The sequence below is a fragment of the Acidobacterium sp. FHG110202_01 genome (assembly GCF_059115305.1).
This window is the reverse complement of sequence record NZ_JBZYWJ010000010.1, coordinates 268,233-286,076: the sequence shown is the minus strand read 5'-3', so window position 1 is coordinate 286,076 and position 17,844 is coordinate 268,233. Positions and strand designations below refer to the sequence as shown.

Genomic DNA, 17,844 nt, shown 5'->3' with positions numbered 1-17,844 from the left:
AGGAGTTCTAGTGTTTCTGATAGCGCCGCAGCACATCATCCAGAGACACCACTCCCTCAATCTTCCCCCGGATGGCGCGGTTCATTACCGGCAACAAGGGCCAGCGCGGAAAATAAGGAAGGGCGCTGTCGAGCGGAAGGTCCGGGAAAAGCACGGGCAGCCGCTCCGGAGGCAGCGCAAGCTCGATGGGCGAATCAGATGTAAATGTTGCACTGATCGAAGTCACCTCATCGGCCGTAAGCGCATACCAGCCATCCCAGAGCTGAATGAGGCATACCGTCGCAGGACCGGTCGAAAGCGTGTCGGATGCCATCTGAACCGGGTCGTTGCCCCGGAAGACCGGCACATCCACGGGACGCAGCGCATCTTCGAGGCTTAGTCCATGTTCCTCTCGCTGCTCTTCCATCGACGGCAGATCAAGCCCTTCCTGATGCGTGAAGACCTCAAAGATCGGCGTTGGCTGCAGGCCGCGTGAGAGCAGATAGGCAATCGTATTTGCCAGAATTACAGGCAGGACGATCGAATAGTTTCCGCTAACCTCAAGCACCATGAAGACCGAAGTCAATGGCGCGCGTAGAAATCCGGCAAACAGCACGCCCATGCCCACCAGAGCATAAGAGCCGATGGTTCCTGTGAAGTGAGGAAAGAAGAGCTTCTCAAATGAACCGACGGATGCACCCAGCATGGCGCCGGCAAAGAGCGTCGGCGCAAACATGCCGCCGGGCGTGCCGCTCGAGAACGAAAGCGTCGTTGCGAGAATTTTCAACAAGGCCAGCGCCAGAAGCAGCTTCCAGGTAAACTGCCCGTGCATGGCCTGGTCGATGACTTCGTATCCCGGGCCCATGACCTGTGGAAAACCGACAAATCCGATCAGGCCAACCAGAAATCCGGCAATACCCGGCTGGAAATAGTAGCTTCTCCTCGGCAGGGAGCGCAGGCGCGGACGTAAATACCCCAAAGCCTTTGAGAAGACCAGCGCAGAAAATCCGCCGACAACGCCTAGTACCGCGTATGCGATCAACTCGCGCGGGTCGCGCAATGTTACCGACGGGATGCGGAAGATCGGTTCCGGCCCCCAGAACCAGCGCGCCACCACAACGCTTGAAATTGCCGAGAGCACGATGGAGCCGAGCACTGCCGCACTCCACCGCCCGATGACTTCTTCAATGACAAAAAGAATTGCAGAGATGGGAGCATTGAATGCTGCTGCCAGTCCTGCTGCTGCACCTATAGGCGCAAAGAGCCGTAGTCGCTGCCGTGAAAGATTCAATCGCCGCGCCACCATCGATGCCACGCCAGCGCCAATCTGAAGCGATGGGTCCTCGGGTCCGAGTGAATGTCCGCAGCCAATCGAGATAGCGGACGTAATGAATTTCCCGATGACAGTCTTGAACGAGATATATCCGTTGTAGATATAGAGAGCGGCCTTGGTCTGGTTTACGCCGCTGCCTCGCGCCGCGGGAAAGAACAGCTGCACCAGGGCGGCGACAAACAACCCGGCAAGCGTAGGAGCAAGCAGCAGCCGTAACTGGCCGCCGTGAGGCGCGGAGCCGAGCGTAAGAATCTTGATCCACTCAATGGCGATGCGGAACGAAACGACCAGAAGCCCGGAGAGCACACCGATAAAAATCGACAGGACGAGGAACAGCCGCTCATCGCGCGTGGGAGCGATTTTTTCGATGTCAGCCCGCGTCAGCTCATGCGGTTTTTCGAGCACAGGCTCCTGCAGAGATTTCGTGCTCATTCCTGTTCCACCGCCTCCGGATGTTGCGCAATCTTCAGCAGCAGGGCGTCATTGCCTGTGGGCGCGCCGCAGAGCTGGCTGGTAACCTGCTCCGTCTCGTAGATAAGCTGCATGACGGTTTGTTCAAGCGCGGGATTCTGCTCAAGCTCGATCGCGCGAATGGTCTTCGGCAGCTTCTGCCACTTGTCTGCAAGACTCTGCAAGGGAGGCGGCACCTCGGTCTTTCCGCTCAAGCATGCAGACAGACGGTCCTGCGCAGTTTTGCGGTTTGCCAGAACCCGCGCTGCACGCGCCTGTACGCTCAGATCTGAGCCAGGATAAAGCAGCAGAATATGGTCAGTATCGGCAAGCATATTGCGAAATGCAGTCTGCTGGTCTGCCGGCAGCTTGTCAAAGGCGGCGTGATTGAGCGCGCGCTCAAGATACGGACGCGCAGCCTGAAATCTTCCCAGAGAGTATGCGGTCTCGCCTGCACCGGCAAGCGCGGCAAACGGCACGGGCTTATGCTGTAACGCTTTTTGATATAGCTCAAGCGCATTGGCTGGGTCCTGGGCCGATTCCAGCAGTCCCGCAATGGCGACCTCGATGCCGGAGTCATCCGGAGCATTTCCCGCAGCGATCAGCAGCTGTGTGCGAGCCTGCTCATTGCGCTTCTGACTGATCAGATACTTTGCCAGCTCCAACCGCGTCTCGCGACGCCGGATATAGCCGTCGCCCTCCCAGGTACCGTCTAATGCTGCCTGGTAGTGCTCGATCGCCTGCTCTGCTTCTCCCTGCTTGGCTGCAAGCCGTGCCAGCTCCAGATGAATTCTGCCATTGCCCGGAAGCGATTCCAGCAGCGTGTTGAAATAAGCCACGGCTTCCTGAGTTCTGCCGGAATCGGCCAGCGCCTCTGCGAGTTCAATCTGAAGCTGCTTATCATCCGGATCGTAGGCGAGCGCGGAGCGCAGCGACGTTAACGCAGCTCCTGGTTTTCCGTCATGCAAAGCGGCCTCGCCGCGCGCCACCCAGCGCTGCTTCAACTCCTCACGGTGCGTGGAAAAAGAACGGAACAGGAGAAACGTGACGAAGAACAAAACGATAACAATGGCAAAAAGGCTGGAGAGCGCCATTGCGTCGCGCAGAATAAGCTTGTGCTTCAGTTGCCGTTCTTCCGGACTGAGCGCCGATCGTAACTGGAGCACTGCCATCTCTTATTAAGAGTACCCCGTCGGGAAATGAGAGACCAACCGTTGTCTGCGATTCGTCATCCTTCCGTACTCAGGAGTACGATGAATGAAAAGGAGCACTCCCATGCAACGGCGCGAATTTCTGAAGTCCGCCGCGATCACGGCGCTCGCATCGAAGCTCGCTCAACCGGCCCAGGCAGTCGATGCTTCCGGCGTGCCTTATCGCACGCTCGGCCGCACGGGGGCCAAAGTCTCCCTCGTCGGACTGGGCGGCCATCACATCGGCCGCAGCTCTGTTCCCGAAGATGAATCTACGCGTATCGTTCGCACCGGACTCGATTCCGGCATCAATTTCCTCGACAACTGCTGGGATTACAACGACGGTCTGAGCGAAACGCGCATGGGCATTGCGCTCAAGGACGGCTACCGGCAAAAAGCTTTTCTGATGACAAAGCTGGATGGCCGTACTGTGCAGTCTGCGCAGCAGCAGCTTGAAGAATCGCTGCGGCGTCTTCAGACCGACCACATCGACCTCATCCAGATCCACGAAGTCATCCGCATGGAAGATCCGGAGCGCATCTTCGCCAAGGGCGGCACGCTCGAATATCTTGAGAAAGCGAAAAAGGAAGGTAAAGTACGCTTCATCGGCTTTACTGGTCACAAGAGCCCGGAGATTCATCTCCACATGCTCGAAACCGCCGAGAAGCACAACTATACCTTTGACACGGTGCAGATGCCGCTCAACGCCATGGACGCGCACTATGACAGTTTCGCCGCCAAAGTCATTCCTGTGGCGCAGAAGCACAACATGGGCATTCTCGGCATGAAACCGATGGGCGACGGCGTTCTGCTCAAGAGCAACACCGTTACTCCGGTCGAGTGCCTGCGCTACGCAATGCATCTGCCGGTGAGCGTTGTCATTACCGGCTGCGACTCGATGAAGATATTGCAGCAGGCGCTCGATACGGCAAAGAATTTCCGCGGCCTCGACCAGGCCGAGGTCAGCGCCATCCTGAAGAAAACCGAAACAGTGGCGCAGAGGGGCGAGTTCGAGCTTTACAAAACCTCGCATAACTTTGACGGCACGTTCAAGAACCCGCAATGGCTGGGCTGAGTATGGAGCTTACGGAAAAACGGCAGCAGCTTGAAACGCGACTGCGCGAGCTCGGCAGCATCATCGTTGCCTATTCCGGTGGCGTCGATTCGGCTTATCTTGCCTGGGCCGCGCACCATGTATTAGGTGAGCGCATGACTGCCATCATCGCCGACTCTGCCAGCCTGCCGCGCAGCCACTATCGCGATGCTCTTGCATTTGCTCAGGAACAAGCGATTCCGCTTCAGACTATTTCCACCAACGAGCTGGAGCACGAAGACTACGCTGTTAACCGTGCCGATCGTTGCTTCCACTGCAAGGACGAGCTTTTCACCGTGCTCGAAGCGGAGCGCCAGCGTCTCGGATTCACTGCCGTCGCCTACGGGCTGAATACGGACGACAAGAAAGATTTCCGCCCCGGACAGCGCGCGGCCCAGCAACATGCTGTGGCTGCTCCATTAGCCGACGCAGGCTTGACGAAGGCCGATGTGCGCACGCTCGCGCGTGAAGCAGGCCTGAGCGTATGGGACAAGCCGGCAGCGGCGTGTCTCTCTTCGCGCATTGAATATGGACGACGCGTGACTCCTGAAGCGCTGCGCATGGTCGAAGATGCGGAAGAATCTCTGCGTGCTCTCGGCCTGCGCAACTTCCGTGTGCGCCATCATGGCAATATCGCGCGCATCGAAATTGCAGAGAATGAAATGGCTGCGGCGCTGTTGCCTGAAACCTTCAAACAGATGGGCAAGGCTGTCCGCGCCGCCGGCTTTCATTATGTTGCCGTAGATTGCGATGGCTACCGCTCCGGCTCCATGAATGAGATCCTTCCCGTCGATATGCTGGTAAAAGCAGCAGGAAAATAAACAGCGATGCGAATCGGATACCTTGAATGTTTTGCCGGCATCAGCGGAGACATGCTGCTCGGTGCTCTGGTTGATGCTGGAGTCTCGCGCGCTCTGCTTGAAGAAACAGCCCGCGCCTTGAATATTGGCGCAACTTTAAAATTCTCATCCGTGGACAGAAGCGGCATCACTGCGGCTAAAGTTGACGTGATCGACGAAGCCAGCGGCGAGATCGCCGAGCACCGGCACGAGCATAACCACGAACACCCTCACGAGCATGGCCATCACCACCATCATGACGACCATGAGCATCACCACCATCACTCGCACAGCCATGGCCGCACTTGGAAACAGATTCGTGAACTGATCCACCATGCTGCTCTCACTGACGCTACCCGCGCGCTGGCTCTGCGCGCCTTTGAGCACCTGGCCGAAGCGGAAGGGAAAATCCACGGCATTCCGGTAGAAGATGTCCACTTCCACGAAGTGGGCGCAGTAGATACCATCACGGACATCGTCTGCGCTGCTGCTGGTCTCACTTCGCTTGGAGTTGAAAAGTGGTACTGCTCTGGAGTCAATGTGGGAAGCGGTTTTGTTGAGTGCGCACACGGCACATTTCCTGTGCCCGCGCCAGCAACCGCAGAGTTGCTCAAAGGAATTCCGATCTATTCCGCCGGTCCGAAAAAAGAATTGACCACACCTACCGGCGCAGCACTACTCAAGGCGCTGAGCTGCGAGTTCGACAATGTCCCTGTCATTGCAGCGAGCGTCATCGGATATGGAGCAGGCACGCGGAACCCGGAGCGCTTCCCGAATGTGCTGCGACTGAGCCTCGGCGAAACAGCGACCGCATCGGGCGACCGCGTTAACGTCCTTGAATGCGCTGTTGATGACGCAACTCCGCAGCTTATCGCGCACGCCATGGATCGCGCTCTCGAAGAAGGTGCGCTCGATGTGATGTGTACGCCGGTTGCGATGAAGAAAGGCCGCATGGGCAGCCTGCTGACCGTGCTCTGCCGGCCTGAGCAGCGCAGCACTTTGGAAAAGCTCCTGCTTGAAGAGACAACGACGCTGGGCATTCGCGTGCATGAACAGGACCGCGTCATTCTCGATCGCCGTTTCATCGAAGTCGAAACGCAGTATGGCCGCATTCACATCAAGATTGGGTCGCGCAACGGCGAAGATCTGAACCTGATGCCCGAATATGAAGACTGCCTGCGTGCTGCGCGCGAGCATGGTGTTCCGCTGAAGCAGGTAATGCAGGCAGCGCTGGCCTCAGCGACGGAAACAAAGGTGGAAGCATGACGCGCGAAGCCATCCTGAAACTCCTCCAGCAAGTCGAGCAGGGCAGCTTGTCGCCATCGGAAGCCCTGGGAAAGCTCAATCACCTTCCCTATGAAGATGCCGGGGGATTCGCCAAGATCGATCACCACCGCTCGCTCCGTCTCGGTCTGCCCGAAGTCATCTACGCCGCCGGAAAAACTCCCGATCAGGTCGCTGAGATCTTTGCCCGCATGTCCCTCGCTGGCGGAGACGTGATTGCTACCCGTGCCGATGCTGCTGCGTGGCGGGCGGTCAAAGAAATGGTCCCGGAAGCGACATATCATTCAGAGGCCCGCATTATCGGGCTGAAGCAGACCGGCGCCTCATCGCAGTCCGGCCCTGTCGCCGTTCTGTGCGCGGGAACCAGCGATATTCCCGTTGCGGAAGAAGCCGCAGTCACTGCCGAATACCTTGGCCTGCGAATCGAGCGCATTTTTGATGTCGGCGTTGCCGGACTGCACCGCCTGCTCGCCCAGCGTGAGGCTTTAATGGAAGCCCGCGCTGTCATCGTCTGCGCAGGCATGGAAGGAGCATTGCCGAGCGTGGTGGGTGGATTAGTCGCCGCTCCCGTCATTGCGGTACCCACCAGCGTCGGATACGGCGCAGCCTTCGGCGGAATCACAGCTCTCCTTGGAATGCTTAACTCCTGCGCACCCAACGTCGCCGTGGTCAACATCGACAACGGCTTTGGCGCAGCCTACGTGGCTGCCATGATGGTGCGCTCCATTGACGCTGCTATTGCAAAGAACACTGTCGAAGCGGCTCAGAGCCGATAGATACCAGGTCCGTCTCCGCCCCTTGTATCAGCGTGGGGCATTCTCTCTTTCGGCTGCATTCGCCTCTACGCGTCGGAACGAAAATGGATTGAAGTCCGTCTGCGCGTCGAAAGTATCCACACCCTCGGAACGCTTGAGCCAGGCCACCACGATGTATGTCGCCGGCGTGGCCAGGGTCTCATAAACCACCTTCGTCAGGTACGACCAGAAGATCACGCTGCCGATCGTCCGCCACGAAGTTCCCCAGAAGGCAATGATGATGACCGTTGCTGTGTCCACTGCCTGCCCGGTGACCGTTGAACCGATGGTGCGTGTCCAGAGCCAGCGCCCGCCAGTGAGCAGCTTGAGTTTCGCCAGCGTGTAGGAATTGGTGAACTCACCCGCCCAGTAGGCAATCAGGCTGGCAATGGCAAACCGGGGCACAAGACCGAAGACGGTCGCAAATGCCTGCTGGTTATGCCAGTCGTCGGCAGGCGGAAGCGCAACGGCGACCGCGCCCATAACGGAAAGCAATGCCATGGCAAGAAAGCCCATCCAGATCGCTCTGCGCGACGCGGCATAACCGTAGACCTCTGTAAAAACATCACCGCATATATAGGTGATGGGAAACAGAAGCTGTGCTCCGCTGACCCGGATGGCGCCAAGTGAACGGAGAATCGGAAGGTCATAGGGGCCGAACTGGCAGATTTTCGGCCCAATCAGGTTTGACACGAGCAGGACGACGACAAAGCCAATCGTCAGTAGATCCAGATATTTATAGCGCCGCATGGAAACTGCAGAATACCGCACACAACGATCTGAATTGTCAGCAATATGGGTACTGGAACATACCGTGGACTCTGGGGATCTTCTTTGACACCAGGCTGCAGGATTGATAAAGTCAGAATTGGTATTTCCTGTCCGGCATCGCCCGTCAAGCGCATGCCAAACAGCGTCCCCGTCGTCTAGCCCGGCCTAGGACACCGCCCTTTCACGGCGATAACACGGGTTCGAATCCCGTCGGGGACGCCAAATCCTTTCAATGCCTTAGCTCAAATCCCCTGTTTCATGGTTTGCCTGAGGAAGTGTCGTGTAAGTGCACCGGAACCTGTGCCATGAATTGCTATTGAGCCTTGGCGGAGGGCCCAGAAGCACCTATGCTTTCATTGCACTCACTCCAGGAGTTTCCACCCCTGGCGGCAGTCCTCGCATCGCCGGAGGCCTGATTCAGGGCTCAAGCGTCCTGATGGACGTTGCCGAATCAATGAGTCAGCGACGCAATGACGATGGCATGAGTGGAGTCAGCGTCGAGGCAATCCAGGAATTCAAGGTTCAGACCTCTGATGCGGTAAAGGCTCAGAGCAAGGGACTGCGCTTTCTTACCATGTTTTCTGAGCGACGATACGCGGCGGACCTGCCCGTCCATCAATGGCGTCTGTTTCGATCACAAGCTCGAAGTTCTTTGCATTGCCGGTTGCTTTAAGCGCATCTTCGAGGTTCGCAGGAATGGTCAGCACTTCGCCCGCAGCCTGCGTCCCCTGGGATGAGATGCCGGCGAGAATAATCACTGGTTCACCGGTAAGCTGACTCTTGTAGCGGGCGACGACGCCGAAATCATGCTCAAAGCGCGTATGCGGAGTTGCGATATCGATGTCCCAGCTGCGAGGGTTCTGCGTGTTCTGCTCGACGATTTGTGCGGTGCGCCCGTCTGCAGACTCTTTAAAGATGAAGGGAAGCTCCTTGCCCAGGCGTGCCGTCCAGACATTATCCAATGCGCCGATCAATACGGCCGGCCCAGTACGCATATCTTCAAAGCTGATCTCGGAAGAGGGGATAAGGCGGTAATTCAGCCCGAGTTTTTCAAGTTTTGCCGCTACACGAGAGGCGCTGGTGGCATCCTCAATCGAGAGATTGGGGGCTACCGAGATGTCGCTGGGTTTCGATGACGGATCTACGGGGCCGCCGCGTGTGATGACCGGCATCACGATCTGTACGGAGGAGCTCGACCCGTTGGCGAAGCTGCTCCAGAACTTGTCCAGTTGCGTGGCCCTGTGCAGCCGTAGCAGAGGAAAATAGCCGGCCAGAGAGAGGGCGAGCAGCGACAATAAGACGGGTACGGCCAGCCGCATTCGTTTTCTTGTCGCTGGAGCCGCAGGAGCAGTAGTGGGTTCGGCGTGTTTCTCTTCGTGTACTTCTGCTGCGACTGGTGTCAGGGATCGTGAAATTTCTTCTTCGGCTACGGGATGCGATTCGTCGCCGTTCTTATGTGGAGGAATTTCATGAGTAAGGACTGTGATCTGGGAATCGGTGGCGGTGTGTTCGATCTCTGCGAGGCGGCGAAATCTGGGAAGGTAGCTCCCCGGGGGAAGCTCGATGCGGATTTCATCGTGAAGACCGTCCTCATAGTAGTACTGAGCAAGTTTCTTTCTTAACTCAGAGGCGGTAACGCGAACGATGGGGTCGGCGCTGGTATCGTAGTCGGGTTTTCGTCCAAAGATCTCGACGCCCAGGGTGCGCTCTTTGAGCGGCGCGTCCTCGCCGTGGATCAGCGATTCATTCACTACATATTTAAGGAATGCGGGGAGACGCTTGCTCATCCGGAAGAGAGGGTGGGTAAGGAGACGCTCGAGCTGGCGGTCGATCTCGTTTCGATCTTCCCCACTCACCATGTCCGCGGGAATCGTCTGCTTCGGCAACATTTTACTGGGTTTCAGTTTACATGGAAGCGGTCACGCTCCGGGTCGAGCGTATGATACAGGCCGCTAAAGCCTTCAATTACTGTGCCATAGACCGTACCTTGCCGTTAAGACGGTATTTCTAACCACGGCTGCTCATTTACTGTAAATCCGGATTTGACTCAGGGAAAGGCAGATTGGTGGTTCAGAAAAAGATGCAACAGGAAAACAGCCGGAACTGGAGCAGACGGGATTTTGTGAAGACGTTTGCTGCTGCCGGTGCGGGACTGGCAACAGGAAAAGCATTTGCTATTGCAGATGGCAATTCAGCCGAAGCGACTTTCATTGTGAAAGAGAAGACCGGAGTCGTGGTGCCGGTAGATTTTACTGGCCTGAGCTATGAGACCTCGCAGCTCGCTCATCCCAGGTTCTTCTCTGGCGAGACGAAGGCACTGATCAGCCACTTCCGCCTGCTGGGCAAGGATGGCGTGCTGCGCATCGGCGGCAATATGAGCGAGTTCAGCTTCTGGAGCCCGAAGACGGCCTCTGATCTGCCCCCGGACGGCACGGAGGGGCCTGATCCGGGTCACGGAACAGACAAGATCTATCGCATCACTCCGCTGGCGATTGACCATCTCGCCGGGTTTCTGGATGCAACGGGATGGAAGCTGATCTATGGTCTGAATCTTGCGCGGTCAGAGCCAGGGCTTGCCACCGATGAGGCGGAGTATGTCTCGAAGACCGTCGGCAAGCGCCTTATTGCGCTTCAGTTCGGCAACGAGCCCGATCTGTTCAAGCACAATAACAATCCCAAAGACCGCTGGCAGTATCCGGAGTTTATTGAGCACTGGCACAAGTTCTACGAGGCTGTGCATCGGCGTGTGCCCCACGTTGCAATTGCAGGCCCGGATACTTCCTACCAGCCGGAGTGGATGAAGCGGTTCGCGGAAGAAGAGAAGAGCCGCATTACCCTGCTTACGGGGCACTATTATGCAGGCGGACCGCCGACAGATCCTAAGCTGACGACACAATCTCTATTGGAGCCGGGCCACCGCTTCGAAGATCACGTGTTGCGTGCCATTGAGGTGGCCAGGGCCAATGGCCTGCCGTATCGTATGTCAGAAGGAAACACCTGCTACGGCGCGGGCAAAAAAGGCGTGAGCGATACGTTTGCGTCTGCATTGTGGGCGGTGGACTTCTGGCTGCAGCTTGCTCAACAGCGGTCTACCGGCATTAATCTTCATGGTGGCGCCAATGGTCTCTATACGCCGATTGCCGGCTCTGCTGTGTCAGGCTTTACGGCTCGGCCAATCTTCTATGGAATGCTTCTCGCTGGGCAGTTCGTGGGGAAGGAATTGCTCTCGACAAGCTTCGATACGCAGGGGAAAAACCTGGTGGGGTATGCAGCGCATGGTGAAAAAGGCGTGAGCGCAGCGCTCATCAATCGCGAGTCCACGCCTGCAAAGATTCGCATCCAGCTTCCTGTTGAGAGTGCAGATTCGAAGCAGAAAGCCGGACTGTGGCGTCTGGTTGCGCCATCACTGGACAGCACCTCGGGGGTGACGCTTGCCGGCGCGGAAGTGGATGCCTCAGGCAACTGGGCACCGAAGCGCGTCGAGCCCATCCCGCTTCATAACGGAACCGCTGTTCTTGAGCTGCCCGGTTACAGTGCAGCTTTATTGCAGACTGGAGAGATTTAACGGGCAGGTTGCGAATCGGGCGCGGAATCTGGTAGCCGTGTAATGGTTCTTAAAAACCTCGGCCCTCTTCGCAGGCCGAAGGCTCTTCTGCGCCTGAGGGGTATATCGAAATGGTTCGACTGCTTGCTGTGTTGATTGCTGCCTTCACCGTGTTCTCCGTGACCGGGTGGGCTGCAATCAGGCAGCAGGATGCTTCGGTCTATCTGACACGGCCGGAAGACGACCATGCGCCGACCTTCGATGCCGCATTCGGTGATGGGAGGCGCGATTGCACTGCGGCGCTGCAGCAGGCCATCGATACGCTGCAAAGCGAGCACCATCACGGCATTCTCTTTATCCCGTCTGGACGTTACCGGCTTTCCGGGACGGTGTATGTCTGGACGGGGATACGGCTGATTGGCTTTGGCGAGCGGCGCCCTGTATTTCTGCTGCCGGATGGCGTTCCCGGCTTTGACGGAGCGAAGCCGCGCTACCTCTTTCACTTTGCTCATGAGCGCCCTGCTGCCGGAGCGCCTGTGCAGGACGGTACCTCCGAGACGTTTTACAGCGGCATGTCCAATATCGATTTTGAGATTGGCGAGCGCGATCCAGCTGCTGTAGCCATCCGCTTTCATGTCGCGCAGCACGGAATCCTTTCGCACATGCAATTCCACGTTGGATCAGCTCACGCGGCGCTCATGGATGTGGGAAATGTTGCCAGCGATCTTCACATCGTCGGCGGCGATTACGGCATGGATACAGGGAAGACGGCTCCTGGATGGCAGTTCGTTCTGATGGATTCAGTCATCGAGGGACAGCGCCGCGCAGCAATTCGCACCCATGAAGCAGGAATGACGCTGGTGCGCGTCGCAGTTCGCAACGTTCCAGTGGGAATTGATATTCCGGATGGGCAGATAGAAGAGCTTTACCTTCGTGACAGCTCATTCACTTCCATCGAACAGGCAGCATTGCATCCAGGGGATGTGCTGAACGTGCGGTCGCAGATTTCGGCGGACAATCTGCTGTGCCGCGGGGTGCATCAGTTTTTCGCGGCAGCTGATGGGTTACCAGAATATGCTCCGCGCGGCTCATACACTGTGGATCGGCTGCGCATCGGTGTGCAGCTTGGGCCCGATGGCCGCAGTGCGGGATTCCATTTCGATCATCGCGAGCATGCGGGCGTTTCTGAGATGCCGGCAACGGATGTGCCTGCGCTGCCGCCTGTCTCCACCTGGACGAATGTCAGGAAACTCGGTGCTTTTGGCGATGGAATGCACGATGATACGGCGGCGCTACAGAAAGCCATCACCGATCACGCTGCGCTTTATTTTCCTGCGGGGCGATACCGTCTGACGGGTACGCTGCATCTGCGTCCTGACAGCGTGCTCGTCGGCCTGCATCCTTTTGTCACGCAACTGGTTCTTGCGCCTTATACTCCGCAGTTTGCCGGAGACGGCCCGATGATTCCTCTGGTCGAATCACCTGCCGGGGGAACGGATGTCATTAGCGGTATCGGCATTTCTACGGGCACATTCAATCCCCGTGCTGCAGGTATTGTTTGGAAAGCTGGCGCGCGTTCGATGATCGAAGATGTGAAGTTCATCGGAGGGCGCGGCACGTTGACCGAGGATGACAAGCCACTGCGTGTCTATCCTGAGCCTCCAGGCAAGGAGCCCGATCGCTCCGAGGCATGGAACAGGCAGTACCCGAGCCTGATCATTCATGGCGGGGGTATTTTTCGCGCTATCTGGAGCGCAAGCACCTTTGCCCGCGCAGGTCTTGTCATTGAGGACACGGAGGTTCCGGGCCGTATCTTTGGCTTCTCCTGCGAGCACCACCTGAAGAATGAAGTCGAGGCGCTTCATGCTGCTAACTGGCGGATTCTTGCACTGCAGACAGAGGAAGAAAAGCTTGAAGGCAAGGATGCCGTTGCTCTGATGTTTCAGGATGCCAGAGAATTCTTCTTCGGGAATCTCTTTCACTACCGGGTCTCCCGCAGTCTAGGACCTGCCGATCATGCCATCTCGGTTGCAGGTGCGACTGACGCCGAGTTTGCCAACGTTCACGTATTTGCCGGTGGGCGCTATGCCTTCGACCATTCAGTTCTTGATGAGCGCAGCGGAGTCCGGTCGCGTGTGCGTGAATTTGCGTCGTTTGCTACAGCTAAGCCATTGATTGCTGGCTCTGCGCCAGATGTTCCCGCAGTATTTGTGCCGCGTTCGTTGAAGACGCTGGCGACTGGTTTGACCGACATTACGGGCCTGGTTCCTGCGAAAGACGGTGACCTGCAATTCACAGATGCCTTGGCGCACCGGCTCCTGCAGTGGAACGCGTCTTCCGGGCATATCAGCATGCTGAAGCTGCCTGCTGATGCAGGGCCTGTAGTGCTGGCTGGAAACCTGCTGCTCGACGCAGCGGGGCACGTCACAGATCAGGCAGGGACACAGCTTGAGCCAATTGCGCCGAGCTCTGGCGTGCTGCTTCTGCCAGCGGGCGGCCACAGCGGGATTCATGCGCTGGAGCCCTTTCTTGCAGCGCAGCGGGGATTTGCGCTCGATCGCGACGGAGCGATTCTGCCTGTAGCCAAAGACATGAGGCCGCTTCTCTATGCCTCTCAGTTTGCGCTGTTCCGCCCCGGCACTCCCCACCTGCTTGTTTCTGAGGACGATGCGCGTGTCTACAGATTCACCACAACGCCCCGGTCGGCGGAACTGGTAGCTGAGGTTCCCGGCTCATCGGTGGTGGAAGATATCGCAGGCAACATCTACATTGCCGGCGACCAGCTCTTCGTTCTCAACCGAAACGGCCAGCGTCTCGGCACGCTGGAGCTGCCGTCGCGCCCTACGGCGCTGGCTATCGGTGGCGCAGGCGACCGAACGCTTTTCATTGGCGCGCGGGATAGCCTCTATGCCATTCAACTAGCAGAGGGGCACTAGATTCACGCTTCGCCGACGTATCATGCGGGTCTTTCAATCCTTCTTAATACCCGCACAAACCACTGATTATGAAAGGGATATTCCTCGGACAAGAGGTAATATGCTTTCTTCTCTAACCGTAAGGAACTAGCCAATCGTTAGTTTGTGTCTTTAGTGTCACCGCTGTTTTAAAGAATAGTGTTCCAGGCGAATTCAGGAGAGGCGGTAAAAGAAGTTCATGGGCAGTTCCAGGAAGTCAAAAAATACAAAAGCAAACTGGTACGTGCGGTCATTTGCAGGCATTGTTGTTGCAATTTTTCTTCTGGGGTGGGGTCCTGCTGCTTTCAGTCAGGGTGCGAATGCAACCATTCGCGGAACTGTGACTGACAGCTCAGGAGCGGTCGTGCCGGGCGCAAGTGTAGTGCTCACAAATGAGGACACCGGCACTGTGGTCTATAAGGGAGCCACAACCGACGCAGGCATCTTTGTTGCCCCCCAGGTTCCAACGGGTTCGTACACGCTGGCTGTCGAAGCTGCCGGCATGAAAAAGACGACAGTAGAGCATCTTCAGGCGACAATCTCGCAGACACTGGAGATCCCGGTAACGCTGCAGCTGGGCGAAGTGACCAGCGTGGTCACGGTAACTGCGAATGGCGAGCAACTGGAACGCTCGACCTCGAATGTCAGCACGCTGATTACTCCTTCAGAAGTACAGGCCCTCCCCATTGCCAACCGCGACGCCTTTAACCTGCTGGCTCTGGTGCCCGGCGTCTCCTATGGTGGAAACGGAACTTCTCTGAATTCACAGGCTGTTTCGTTCAACGGAAGCCGCTCACTGAATACGGAAATGCTGCTGAATGGTGTTTCACTCGTAGTGCCTTCGACGGGCTATACGAGCCCGATGCCGGCTCCGGACGGCATCACCGAGATGCGCATCCTCACAAACAATGCTCCCGCTGAGTTCGGCCGCACATCGGGCGGCGTGGTTGCAGTGAACACACGCTCGGGAACGGATACCTTTCATGGCGGTGTCTACAGCCTGGTGCGCAACGAAGCGCTGAACGCGAACAATTACTTCTATAATCTGAAGGGCGTGCCGCGGTCGGAGGACCGGTATTATCAGTTCGGCGGCCTTTTGGGGGGCCCGGTTGCGATTCCGCACGTGTGGGGAAGAAAGCACGGGACCTTCTTCTTTGTGAACTACGACCGGACGATCATCAAGACTCCGAGCGTGCAGACCGATACCGTTCCTTCAGCAGACTGGCGCACCGGCAACTTTTCCTCTGCGAAGATCGCCATCTATGATCCGCAGACACATGCCCCGTTTCCCGGCAACATCATCCCCGACAACAGGATTGACCCCGCGGCCAGGCTGATTATGGCACGGCTTCCGCAGTCGAACTTCGCAGGGACTTACGATTCGACCAATAACAGGAATACAGGCAACTTCGTGCTGCGAAAGACGTCGCAGCAGGACAATATCCGCGCCATTGGACGCCTCGATCAGCAGATCGGTCTCAACGACCGTTTCTATGTCTCCATCTTCCGCACCGATTACAACCAGCCGCTGATTCCCACCTTCGGGGATTCGGTGCTGTCTTCGAACTACGACTGCAACTGCATTCGCTCCTGGACAGACTCGGTTGGGTACACACACACGTTCTCGCCGACGCTGGTTCTCGACCTGAACTACGGATTCTTCCGCAACGGTGCTTATCGCAAGCCGCTGGGCCTGGATACGGATGCGTCGCAGTTCCAGATTGCGTCGCTTCCGATGAACCAGCTGCCGGCTATCGCCATTTCCGGAAGCTATACGGGCATCGGTTCTACGACGAATACAAACCAGCTCAACGTGACCAATACCTTCATTCCCTTCGGATCGATTACGAAGACCTGGAGGACGCACACCTTCAAGATTGGCGCATCATATCGCTGGAACCAGTTCAATTCCTTTAATCCGGCCTCGTATGTGAACGGCAGTATGAATTTCACTGGCGAGATTACAAGCCCCACTTCTGCCACGAGCAATCCTGCAAATGCGCTCGCAGATTTTCTGCTTGGCAAGGTGAAGACGGCGAGCTATGAGCTTCCCCAGCCGGAGAACGGACGCCGCAATGCGAACCTCGGGATCTTCGGGCAGGATGACTGGCGTATTCTGCCGACTCTGACACTCAACCTGGGCGTGCGGTATGAATATGAAAGTCCCCAGATCATTACGAGCAACCAGTATTCGCGCATTGACCAGAACACGGGCGAGCTGCTGATTGCCGGTCAGAACGCCTCCCGGTCGCTCAATATCACCACCCCAAAGCTGGATTTCTCGCCGCGCATCGGGTTGTCATGGAGCGTCCTCCCCCATACTGTTGTTCGTGCAGCATTCGGCACCTTCTATGGCAATGTGCTTTCGGAGCTGGGTGGTCAGATCGCTTATCCCGGTTATGACGTCACCCAGAGCTTCAACGACCTGGGCACTGGTGTAGCACAGTCCTTCGCGCTCTCCGATGGAATTCCTCTTACTGCCCAGCGCGACCTGAATCATCCGGAGAATGCATTGGTGGGCACGAGCCCTTCCAAGCCTCTCCAACTGCCCGGCGTGCAGTTTGGAAAGCTGAGCCCAATGCAGATGATCGAGCAGTGGAATGCCGGCATTCAGCAGGAGCTGCCGCTGAACATGGTCTTTGAGCTGAACTACATCGGCAGCCATGCTGTGCATCTGCCCACCAACGTTCCGTTCAACCTGGTGCCTATTTCGCAATGGGATGCGGTAGCGTTTGCCGGCACTACGACCGCGCAGCAGCTGGCTAAGCCCTATCAGAATCTGGGCACCTTCACCTCGGTGATGGACGTGGGAACAGCAAGTTATAACGCGCTGCAGGCCTCTTTGCGCCGCCAGTTCTCTACCCGTCTTGCGTTCCTGATGAACTACACGTGGTCGAAGAACCTCGATACGGACAGCAGCGTCTTTGGCAACGGCCTGCCAGCCCAGGCTTCGGCCCACGCGCAATACACCGGCGATCCGGCGCTGCGTAAGCTCGATTATTCTCCCAGCAGCTTCGACGATCGCAATGTCTTCAACCTGGCCCTGCAGTACACCACGCCGGGGCCAATCTGGCTGCACAACATCAAGATCAGCCCGATTGTGATTGCACGCTCGGGCCAGCCAATCAATATCACGCAGACCAATCTGATTCCGAATGTGACGCAGCAGCGCCCCAACGGCGACACGAGACATCTGCGGCTCAACGAGTCCTACATTACAGGCGGTTCTCTCCAATACCTTACCCCCGCCTCCGATTCAGATTTCCCGCTCACGCCCAGCGGCCCACTGTTTACCGGCAGCGGAGCTTCGAAGCGTGAAGTGCTGGCGGCAGGATTGGGAAATGTTCCTCGCAACGCGATCTACGGGCCGGGCGAGCTGAACATAAATCTCTCGGTTTCGCGGACCTTTTCATTATTCGAGCGCCTCAGACTGGAGTTGCGCGCGGATTCGTTCAACCTGCTGAATCACACAAACCTTGCGCCTCCGGATGTATCGCTGGCAGCTACAACGGGTGCCGGGGCGCCTATCTTCAACTCGCCTGGCTTCGGCCAGATTGACTCCGCCAATCCTGCGCGCACGATGCAGCTTGTCGGACGGATCTCGTTCTAGGAG

Annotated in this window: 11 protein-coding genes and 1 tRNA gene; 8 read left to right on the top strand and 4 right to left on the bottom strand. The window is 57.3% G+C overall.

Annotated features, from left to right (window positions below; translation table 11 throughout):
* Positions 1 to 7 precede the first annotated feature (7 nt).
* Both AC5S16_RS20725 and AC5S16_RS20720 read right to left on the bottom strand, forming a co-directional pair.
* Positions 8 to 1,744, bottom strand: coding sequence for a chloride channel protein (locus tag AC5S16_RS20725; RefSeq protein ID WP_493932019.1), 1,737 nt, complete (start codon positions 1,742 to 1,744; stop codon positions 8 to 10).
* A complete protein-coding gene (locus AC5S16_RS20720) occupies positions 1,741 to 2,928 on the bottom strand; it encodes a tetratricopeptide repeat protein (RefSeq protein WP_493932018.1) in 1,188 nt (395 codons plus the stop codon). Before AC5S16_RS20720 ends, AC5S16_RS20725 begins: the two co-directional genes overlap by 4 nt.
* A gap of 109 nt (positions 2,929 to 3,037) precedes the next feature.
* Here AC5S16_RS20720 and AC5S16_RS20715 point away from each other — a divergent pair, with 109 nt between their 5' ends.
* The 4 genes from AC5S16_RS20715 to larB are packed head-to-tail and all read left to right on the top strand — an operon-like array spanning position 3,038 to position 6,944.
* Positions 3,038 to 4,027, top strand: coding sequence for an aldo/keto reductase (locus AC5S16_RS20715; protein WP_493932017.1), 990 nt, complete (start codon positions 3,038 to 3,040; stop codon positions 4,025 to 4,027).
* Positions 4,015 to 4,866: an ATP-dependent sacrificial sulfur transferase LarE gene (gene larE / locus AC5S16_RS20710; RefSeq protein ID WP_493932016.1), complete on the top strand. Its 852-nt coding sequence runs from the start codon at positions 4,015 to 4,017 to the stop codon at positions 4,864 to 4,866. Before AC5S16_RS20715 ends, larE begins: the two co-directional genes overlap by 13 nt.
* Before the next feature lie 6 nt (positions 4,867 to 4,872).
* Positions 4,873 to 6,150 carry a nickel pincer cofactor biosynthesis protein LarC gene (gene larC, locus AC5S16_RS20705; protein ID WP_493932015.1) on the top strand — a complete coding sequence of 426 codons (1,278 nt, stop codon included), beginning with the start codon at positions 4,873 to 4,875 and terminating at the stop codon, positions 6,148 to 6,150.
* Positions 6,147 to 6,944, top strand: a complete 798-nt coding sequence (gene larB, locus AC5S16_RS20700) for a nickel pincer cofactor biosynthesis protein LarB (RefSeq protein ID WP_493932014.1) — start codon at positions 6,147 to 6,149, stop codon at positions 6,942 to 6,944. Before larC ends, larB begins: the two co-directional genes overlap by 4 nt.
* Positions 6,945 to 6,971: 27 nt before the next feature.
* On the opposite strand, the gene AC5S16_RS20695 is transcribed toward larB, so the two are convergent.
* Positions 6,972 to 7,712: a queuosine precursor transporter gene (locus AC5S16_RS20695; RefSeq protein ID WP_493932013.1), complete on the bottom strand. Its 741-nt coding sequence runs from the start codon at positions 7,710 to 7,712 to the stop codon at positions 6,972 to 6,974.
* 165 nt (positions 7,713 to 7,877) lie between these two features.
* On the opposite strand from AC5S16_RS20695, the gene AC5S16_RS20690 reads away from it, so the two are divergent.
* Positions 7,878 to 7,955: transfer RNA gene (locus AC5S16_RS20690), tRNA-Glu, on the top strand.
* A 347-nt stretch (positions 7,956 to 8,302) separates the two neighbouring features.
* Here AC5S16_RS20690 and AC5S16_RS20685 read toward each other — a convergent pair.
* A complete protein-coding gene (locus AC5S16_RS20685) occupies positions 8,303 to 9,622 on the bottom strand; it encodes a hypothetical protein (protein WP_493932012.1) in 1,320 nt (439 codons plus the stop codon).
* 191 nt (positions 9,623 to 9,813) lie between these two features.
* On the opposite strand from AC5S16_RS20685, the gene AC5S16_RS20680 reads away from it, so the two are divergent.
* The 3 genes from AC5S16_RS20680 to AC5S16_RS20670 all read left to right on the top strand — a co-directional run bounded on the left by AC5S16_RS20680 (position 9,814) and on the right by AC5S16_RS20670 (position 17,841).
* Positions 9,814 to 11,298 (top strand): glycosyl hydrolase family 79 C-terminal domain-containing protein, encoded by a 1,485-nt coding sequence (locus tag AC5S16_RS20680; protein ID WP_493932048.1) that lies wholly within the window; start codon positions 9,814 to 9,816, stop codon positions 11,296 to 11,298.
* Between the two features lie 110 nt (positions 11,299 to 11,408).
* A complete protein-coding gene (locus tag AC5S16_RS20675; protein WP_493932011.1) occupies positions 11,409 to 14,213 on the top strand; it encodes a glycosyl hydrolase family 28-related protein in 2,805 nt (934 codons plus the stop codon).
* 262 nt (positions 14,214 to 14,475) lie between these two features.
* A complete protein-coding gene (locus AC5S16_RS20670; RefSeq protein WP_493932010.1) occupies positions 14,476 to 17,841 on the top strand; it encodes a TonB-dependent receptor in 3,366 nt (1,121 codons plus the stop codon).
* Positions 17,842 to 17,844 lie beyond the last annotated feature (3 nt).

What these genes read in the sequence shown, in the direction of transcription:
- AC5S16_RS20680 (WP_493932048.1), top strand. Translation starts at nt 9,814, where the DNA reads ATGCAACAGGAAAACAGCCGGAACTGGAGCAGACGGGATTTTGTGAAG.
- AC5S16_RS20725 (WP_493932019.1), bottom strand. Translation starts at nt 1,744, where the DNA reads ATGAGCACGAAATCTCTGCAGGAGCCTGTGCTCGAAAAACCGCATGAG.
- larE (WP_493932016.1), top strand. Translation starts at nt 4,015, where the DNA reads ATGGCTGGGCTGAGTATGGAGCTTACGGAAAAACGGCAGCAGCTTGAA.
- AC5S16_RS20695 (WP_493932013.1), bottom strand. Translation starts at nt 7,712, where the DNA reads ATGCGGCGCTATAAATATCTGGATCTACTGACGATTGGCTTTGTCGTC.
- AC5S16_RS20675 (WP_493932011.1), top strand. Translation starts at nt 11,409, where the DNA reads ATGGTTCGACTGCTTGCTGTGTTGATTGCTGCCTTCACCGTGTTCTCC.
- larC (WP_493932015.1), top strand. Translation starts at nt 4,873, where the DNA reads ATGCGAATCGGATACCTTGAATGTTTTGCCGGCATCAGCGGAGACATG.
- AC5S16_RS20715 (WP_493932017.1), top strand. Translation starts at nt 3,038, where the DNA reads ATGCAACGGCGCGAATTTCTGAAGTCCGCCGCGATCACGGCGCTCGCA.
- larB (WP_493932014.1), top strand. Translation starts at nt 6,147, where the DNA reads ATGACGCGCGAAGCCATCCTGAAACTCCTCCAGCAAGTCGAGCAGGGC.
- AC5S16_RS20685 (WP_493932012.1), bottom strand. Translation starts at nt 9,622, where the DNA reads ATGTTGCCGAAGCAGACGATTCCCGCGGACATGGTGAGTGGGGAAGAT.